General features: G+C 61.3%; 5 protein-coding genes. 3 read left to right on the forward strand and 2 right to left on the reverse strand.

The window, feature by feature from the left end; all coding sequences use genetic code 11:
* Positions 1 to 43: 43 nt before the first annotated feature.
* Entirely contained in the window at positions 44 to 2,719 is a 2,676-nt protein-coding gene (gene ppdK / locus DY926_RS04415; protein ID WP_116702261.1) for a pyruvate, phosphate dikinase, read from the reverse strand.
* A gap of 563 nt (positions 2,720 to 3,282) precedes the next feature.
* On the opposite strand from ppdK, the gene DY926_RS04420 reads away from it, so the two are divergent.
* Together DY926_RS04420 and DY926_RS04425 are read left to right on the forward strand one after the other, a co-directional pair.
* Positions 3,283 to 3,459, forward strand: coding sequence for a DUF3311 domain-containing protein (locus tag DY926_RS04420; RefSeq protein WP_116702262.1), 177 nt, complete (start codon positions 3,283 to 3,285; stop codon positions 3,457 to 3,459).
* Positions 3,456 to 4,967 carry a sodium:solute symporter family protein gene (locus tag DY926_RS04425; RefSeq protein WP_116702263.1) on the forward strand — a complete coding sequence of 504 codons (1,512 nt, stop codon included), beginning with the start codon at positions 3,456 to 3,458 and terminating at the stop codon, positions 4,965 to 4,967. Before DY926_RS04420 ends, DY926_RS04425 begins: the two co-directional genes overlap by 4 nt.
* Positions 4,968 to 5,126: 159 nt before the next feature.
* Here DY926_RS04425 and DY926_RS04430 read toward each other — a convergent pair whose 3' ends face one another.
* Positions 5,127 to 5,348 carry a (2Fe-2S)-binding protein gene (locus tag DY926_RS04430; RefSeq protein ID WP_186336079.1) on the reverse strand — a complete coding sequence of 74 codons (222 nt, stop codon included), beginning with the start codon at positions 5,346 to 5,348 and terminating at the stop codon, positions 5,127 to 5,129.
* Between the two features lie 950 nt (positions 5,349 to 6,298).
* Between DY926_RS04430 and DY926_RS04435 the strand changes: the two genes are divergently transcribed.
* Positions 6,299 to 7,690 carry an NAD-dependent succinate-semialdehyde dehydrogenase gene (locus DY926_RS04435; RefSeq protein WP_116702265.1) on the forward strand — a complete coding sequence of 464 codons (1,392 nt, stop codon included), beginning with the start codon at positions 6,299 to 6,301 and terminating at the stop codon, positions 7,688 to 7,690.
* Positions 7,691 to 7,761 lie beyond the last annotated feature (71 nt).

Here is a 7,761-nt window from a genome sequence, read left to right on the forward strand (position 1 = left end):
GGCGTCATTTTCATAGGGTGGTGTTTTTGCGTGGGACCCGGCTTCAGGCCGGGGAGCCAACCCGCTGCCGTGCTGCCAGCGCCGCCTGTGCCGCCGCAAGGCGCGCAACCGGCACCCGGAACGGAGAGCACGAAACATAGTCCAGCCCGACTTCATCAAAGAACGCGATGGAATCCGGGTCGCCGCCATGTTCGCCGCAGATGCCCAGCTTCAGGTCCGGGCAGGTCTTGCGCCCACGTTCCACACCGGTCCGGACAAGCTCACCCACGCCGTCGCGGTCAATGGACACGAACGGGTCGCGCGGCAGCAGACCACGGTCAACGTAGTAAGGCAGGAACGAACCCGCATCATCACGCGACAGGCCGAAGGTGGTCTGGGTCAGGTCATTGGTGCCGAACGAGAAGAAGTCCGCATATTCCGCAATGCGGTCAGCCTGCAGGGCAGCGCGGGGCAGCTCGATCATGGTGCCGATGGTGTAGTCGAGGTTCGTGCCCTCTTCCTTCAGCACGCGGGCAATCTCGTCTTCCGCCGCGCGGCGGGTGGTGGCGAGTTCGGCCTGCGTGGCCACCAGCGGAATCATGATTTCCGGGCGGATGGGCTTGCCCGTTTCCTTTTCCACCAGCACGGCGGCCTGGATCAGGGCACGCACCTGCATGGCGTAGATTTCCGGGCTGGTCAGGCCCAGACGGCACCCACGGTGGCCCAGCATCGGGTTGGTCTCGGCCAGGGCCGCGCAGCGGGTGCGGATTTCCTCCACGCTCTTGCCCAGTGCCGCCGCGACTTCCGCCATTTCGGCCTCGGCATGGGGCAGGAATTCATGCAGCGGCGGATCCAGCAGGCGCACCGTCACCGGCATGCCCGCCATGATGCGGAACAGGCTGGCGAAATCCTCGCGCTGGAACGGCAGCAGCGCCGCGATGGCCTTCTGGCGCACGTCCTCGGCATCGGCAATGATCATCTGCCGGACAAACCCGATGCGGTCCGGGCCGAAGAACATATGCTCGGTGCGGGCAAGGCCGATGCCTTCCGCCCCGAAGCGGCGCGCGGTGCGGGCATCCTCGGGCGTTTCGGCATTGGCGCGCACGCCCAGGCGGCGCACGCTGTCCGCCCAGCCCATGAGCGTATTGAAATCATCCGACAGCGTGGGCGGAATGGTCGGCACACGCCCGAGGAAGACCGCACCCGTGCCACCATCAAGCGTGATCCACTCACCCTGCGCGATGGTGTGGGTGCCCACGGTCATGGTACCGGCGGCGTAATCGACATGAATGCTGCCTGCACCCGCCACGCATACGCGCCCCATCCCGCGCGCCACGACCGCGGCGTGCGAGGTCATGCCACCACGGGTGGTCAGCACGCCACGGGCGGCATGCATGCCATGCACATCCTCGGGCGAGGTTTCGATACGGACGAGGATCACGTCCTCCCCCTTCGCGGCGCGGGCTTCACATTCCTCCGCCGAGAAGACGACCGCACCCGCCGCAGCGCCCGGCGAGGCCGGAAGACCACGGGTCAACTGCACGCGCTCGGCCTTGGGGTCGAGGGTGGGATGCAGGAGCTGGTCGAGCGAGGACGCCGGAACGCGGCGGATGGCGTCTTCCTGCGTAATCAGCCCTTCACGCGCCATGTCGATGGCAATCTTGAGTGCTGCGGCGGCGGTGCGCTTGCCGCTGCGGGTCTGGAGAATGTACAGGACGTTGCGCTGGACGGTGAATTCGATGTCCTGCATGTCCTTGTAATGCGTCTCCAGTATGGAGCGCACGCGCATGAGTTCGCCATAGGCTTCCGGCAGGACCGTTTCCATCGGCTGCTGGCCCGCTTCGGCCCGCGCACAGGCCATGGGCTGGGGCGTGCGGATGCCCGCCACCACGTCCTCGCCCTGCGCGTTGATCAGGTATTCACCGTAGAACACGTTCTCCCCGGTGGAGGGATCGCGGGTGAAGCAGACGCCCGTGGCGCAGTCATTACCCATGTTGCCGAACACCATGGACTGCACATTGACCGCCGTGCCCCACGAGGCCGGGATTTCATGCAGCTTGCGATAGGTATTGGCGCGCGGGTTCATCCACGACCCGAACACGGCCCCGATCGCCCCCCAGAGCTGGTCCTGCGGATCGGTGGGGAAATCAACGCCCGCATGGGTGCTGATGATGAGGCGGTAATCCGCCACGATGGTGCGCCACTGGTCGGCCGTGACCGCCGTGTCGTCTTCCACGCCATTGGCGCGCTTGAACTGTTCGAGCACATCCTCGAAATGATGGTGGGCGACACCCATCACCACCGAGCCGTACATCTGGATGAAGCGGCGATAGCTGTCCCACGCGAAACGCGCATCACCCGATGAGCGGGCCAGCCCTTCCACCGTCTGGTCATTCAGGCCGAGGTTCAGGACGGTATCCATCATGCCGGGCATGGACACCCGCGCGCCGGAGCGGACCGAGACCAGCAGCGGGGCATCGGCATCACCGAAGCGCAGCCCCATTGACTCCTCGACCCGGCGCAGGGCCTGCGCCACCTGCGCTTCCAGCGCGTCGGGATATTTCCGGCCGTTTTCATAAAAGGCCGAACAGACTTCCGTCGTAATGGTAAAGCCCGGCGGCACGGGCAGGCCGATCGACGCCATCTCCGCCAGGTTGGCACCCTTGCCGCCCAGAAGGTTGCGCATGTCCGCGCGCCCCTCGTTCAGGCCATCTCCGAAGCTGTAAACCCATTTGGTCATGTCTGTTCGTTCCTACGCGCGTCCGTCCGTCAGAAAATGACGCCTGATCCGGAACAGGGCAAAAACAGGCGACCGCGCTTTAATATTGTTTGTTGTTGGCAGGTCCGGGCGATGAATTTAACCGCCCGGCCCCTGCGCGGGCAATCACTATTTTTCATAACTCCGGCACGACATCACGCGGCACCATTCCGGACACGGAGAAGGGCCGCAAGGAGGATCATACCCATAAAATCATTTATTTACATAGGACTATCATAAAAAAGCAGCCACCCACCCCCGGCATGTGCAAGCGCAGGCGGGCTTATTTATTATGGAAACGCATAATAGTTATTTATATTAATATTTCGCGTCGTATCAGGATTTTCATAAATCCGGCCGATAATTAATTGTGCAACGCAACAAAAGCATTGCGCAGCGCACAATAAAAACTCCAATAAAATTGAAATAACGTACCACTGCGCCGAAAAATACTTTGAAAATACATTTAATTATGTTGACACACGGAACCATATTCCAGAAACATCGCTGCTGGCCACGTCATAAAAATCAAGAAGTACGGTCACATGAAAAAAGCCATATTCCTCCTGCTCCCCTTTGCCGGGCTCCTGTGGGTACCGCTCTATAACCTGCATGATCCGGTGCTGTTCGGTTTCCCGTTCTTTTACTGGTACCAGCTTGCATGGGTTCCCGTAACGTCCGTCCTGATCTGGGCGGCCTGGAAGTCGGAACGGCAGTCATGAACACACCCACACTACCGGATAATGCCGCCATTGCCGTATTCGTCCTGTGCTTCCTGGCCACCATCGTGCTGGGCAGTACGGTCCGGCTGTGGCGTCCGCTGCTGACACGCCGCAAGGCCGCCACCCACCACACCGAAGGTGAGGAATGGGGTCTGGGCGGGCGTGAATTCGGCGCCTGGGTCACGTGGTTCCTGGTGGGGGGTGATTTCTACACCGCCTACACGGTCATCGCCGTGCCAGCACTGGTCTATTCCACCGGAGGGTTCGGCTTTTTCGCGCTGCCGTACACCATTATCGTCTATCCCTTCATCTTCGCGGTCATGCCACGGCTGTGGACCATCGCACGCGATGGGGGCCATGCCACGGCGGCGGACATCGTTCGCGCGCGCTTTGGCAGCCGGACGCTGGAAATGGCCGTGGCACTGAGCGGGCTGATCGCCGTGCTGCCCTATATCGCGCTCCAGCTCATCGGTATCCGTACCGTGATCGAGGCGCTGGGCTTTACCGGCATGCTGCCGCTGCTGATCGCCTTCATCTCCCTTGCCGCCTACACCTGGCTTGGGGGGCTGCACGCGCCCGCGCTGACCGCGTTCATCAAGGACGTAATGATCTATATTGCGGTGCTGGCGGCGGTCATCATCGTGCCGATCCATCTGGGTGGGTACGGCAGCATGTTCCATGCTGCGGCCCAGCACCTGCCTGACGCGCCCGGCGGCCATATCCTCGCGCAGGGGCAGATTGTTCCCTACGCTACGCTTGCGCTTTCCTCCGCCTTTGCCGCGTTCCTGTACCCTCATACGCTGACCGGCATCCTGGCGGCGAAATCGGCCGATACGATCCGGCAGAACGCCGTGTTCCTGCCGGTCTATACAATCGTGCTGGGGCTGATTGCGCTGCTGGGGCTGATGGCGCATGCAGCAGGGATCGTGACCACATCGTCCTCGCAGGTGGTGCCGCAGCTTTTCCTGGCCATTTTCCCGTCATGGTTCGCCGGTTTCTGCTTCGCCGCCATTGCGGTGGGCGCGCTGGTGCCTGCTTCGGTCATGGCGATCGGGGCGGCCAACCTGATCATGCACAACATCCTGCCCAGCCGGGCCGAGTCCGTCAGCGGGTCGCGCATTGCCGGTTTTGCGGTCAAGGTAGGTGCACTGGGTTGCGTGGTGTTCCTGAACGCCAAATTTGCAATCGACCTGCAACTGCTGGGCGGTGTCATCATCCTGCAGACATTCCCCGCGCTGATCATGGGGCTGCTGCCCCTGCGCCTGCCCGCGCGCGCACTGATCGCGGGCTGGATCATCGGCTCGGTATCGGGGCTGGCGCTGTGCTGGATGGATGGCCTGAAGCCGGTGCACCCCATCAGCTTTGCAGGTTTTTCGGCCTCGGTCTCAACCGGCCTGCTGGCGCTGGGCATCAACATCACCGCAACATTGACGCTGGCGGCGATCATGCGCCTTGCCATGGGGGCCGCCCCGTCCACATTGCGGACGCAGGAAGGCGCACGGCGATAGTATGAACATCCCTTCGCCCGGCTCCGTGCCGCGCGAAGGATGGTGGCGGGACACCCTCGCCCCAGCATGACCACCCGAACGGCATCCCTCACCGGATGCCGTTTTTTATTGCCCGGTTTTTATGGCCGGAGCCTGAAACAGGCCGCCGGGGGTTTTCCATCAGGTAGGCTGCAGGTCACCCGGCAGGTGCGCGCCCTCGGTCACGACCATGCACCCCTGGCGTGCAAGCTGGCGCAGGATGCAGACCACACCCGGCACACAGTTGCCGCACTGCGCGCGACATCCCTTGGATTCATAGACTTCTTTCGGCCTGACCGCACCGTTGCGCACGGCCGTCTCCACATCCGCATCCGTCAGCATATTACAAGAGCAGACAAACATTTATCTATCTCACCCATAATGTTGGCTCAGCATAAACACGAATGAGAACAAATCGCAATGCAATTTATGGACGGATCTGATCCGTTTCCATGCGGCGCGATATGAACCTTGCGTCATACCCTCCCGTTTCTAACTTTGTCAGGAGCGATAATGTTTTTTGCTGATCACGTAGCGCATCCCGCTGGCTTTTGCCCGATATCACTCCCGATGGGCCAATATCCTCCCCCGGCAGCCAGATTGCAGCACAGGCGGTATGGCCTGAAGGACCGGCCTTTTTCAGCAACTGTCCATTTTGCGCCTCCCGCCCTGTCGTATCCGGGTTGCCGCAAGAAATATGCCATGCCCTTTCTGGCCCAGCGGAATTCCCGGCATACTGGCCAGTGAGGCCGCCAGCAGCCTATGGATGACCCAAAGCACCGAGCACGGGCAGCACGTAGGCACAAAAGGTGCAGGAAACCGCCAAAACGGGACCTGAAGGTGCTTTAAGCCCTATTTGCAGCGGATTTGCCCCGCTACTGCCGAACGATCCAGAAGAGCGCGAACCTCCTGCCCTATGGCCTTCAATAGGGCCATCCGGTGCCCGTGGGGTCACCACGCCTGCGGACAGCCACCGAGGCCTCAGGCTGCCATAAAAATGCGATAATCCCGTGCCGACATGATCAGATGCATCATAACTTCCGCACCCGGACCGTGACTGCGCAGCAGTGCGGGGATCATTAAATAATATGTTATTCCAGTGCGGCACTCATGCAGGTTTCACGCCACGGATGGGACGGAAAACCAGAAAAACATCAAAAAAGACAGGTTTTTCGCCGTATATGGGGCCTTTATGACCCCAGTGTTCAGACGAACTTTTGCATGCCATGTCCGTTGGTGATAGCTGAAACGATTCTTGCGCGCATGCACGCGAAATATATACTTGACGAAACGATACAGGAACAGACCACTCCATGGCTTATACAACGACGAACCCCTATACCGGAGAGAAGCTGAAAACCTTCCCCGACGCGACGGACCAGGAAGTCCAGACCGCCCTGACCGACGCCTATGAGGCATTCAAGGCATGGCGCCATGTCTCCTTTGCCGAACGCGCGAAGGTCATGACCAAGGCTGCCGAGATCCTGCGCCGCGATATCGACAAATATGCCCGGCTGCTCACGCTGGAAATGGGCAAGCTGTACACGGAAGCAAAGCTGGAAACCGAACTCTCGGCGGAAATCTTTGAATACTATGCGGCCCATGCCGAGCGCCTGCTGAAGCCGGAAATCCTGCCGGTTGCCGACCCCAAGGAAGGCAAGGCCATGATCGTCCACCAGCCGCAGGGCATCGTCTTTGCGGTTGAGCCGTGGAACTTCCCCTACTACCAGATCGCCCGCATCATCGCGCCGCAGCTTTCCGCCGGTAACACCGTGCTGCTCAAGCATGCGTCCAACGTGCCGCAGTGCGCCGCGGCCTTTGACAGCCTGATGCAGGAAGCCGGCCTGCCCAAGGGTGCGTTCCGCAACCTGTACGCCGCGCGCCACCATACCGAGGTGATCCTGAACGACCCGCGCGTGTGCGGCGTTGCGCTGACCGGGTCCGAAGGTGCTGGCGCCATCGTGGCCGGGATCGCGGCCAAGGCGCTCAAGAAGTCCACGATGGAACTGGGCGGCGCTGATGCCTTCATCGTGCTGGAAGATGCGGATCTGGAAAAGACGGCGAAGTGGGCGGTATTCGGTCGCCACTGGAATGCCGGTCAGGTCTGTGTCTCGGCCAAGCGCATGATCGTGGTGGATGCGGTCTATGACCGGTTTGTCGAGCTGTACAAGAAGGGCGTGGCCGAGCTGAAGGCCGGTGACCCGATGGACCCGACCACCACGCTGGCGCCGCTGTCCTCGCAGAAGGCCGCTGACGAACTGGCCGCACAGGTTGAGGAAGCCAAGAAGCACGGCGCGGTTGTGGAAACCATCGGCGCGCCGGTGCCCAACGATGGTGCCTTCTTCCGTCCGCTGCTCATGACCAACCTACACAAGGACAATGAAGCCCGCCTGTGGGAATTCTTTGGTCCTGTAACGCAGCTTTACCGTGCCAAGGACGAGGCGGACGCCATCCGCATCGCCAATGACTCCCCGTTCGGGCTGGGTGGTTCCGTCTTTACGCAGGACACCAAGCGCGGCGTGAAGGTGGCCGAGCAGATCTATACCGGCATGGTCTATGTCAACCATCCGACCATGGTGAAGGCGGACCTGCCGTTTGGTGGCGTGGCACGCTCCGGCTATGGCCGTGAACTGATCGGCCTTGGCATCAAGGAATTCGTCAATCACAAGCTGATTGACGTCGTCGATATCGACGCACCGTTCTAAAAACCCGTACCGCTGGTTGGCCCCATCCGGGGTGAACCGGCAACGGTTCTGCCCCTCCCCCGCTTCAGGCC

The sequence above is a fragment of the Komagataeibacter melaceti genome, from assembly GCF_003403295.1.
Lineage (GTDB): Bacteria > Pseudomonadota > Alphaproteobacteria > Acetobacterales > Acetobacteraceae > Komagataeibacter > Komagataeibacter melaceti.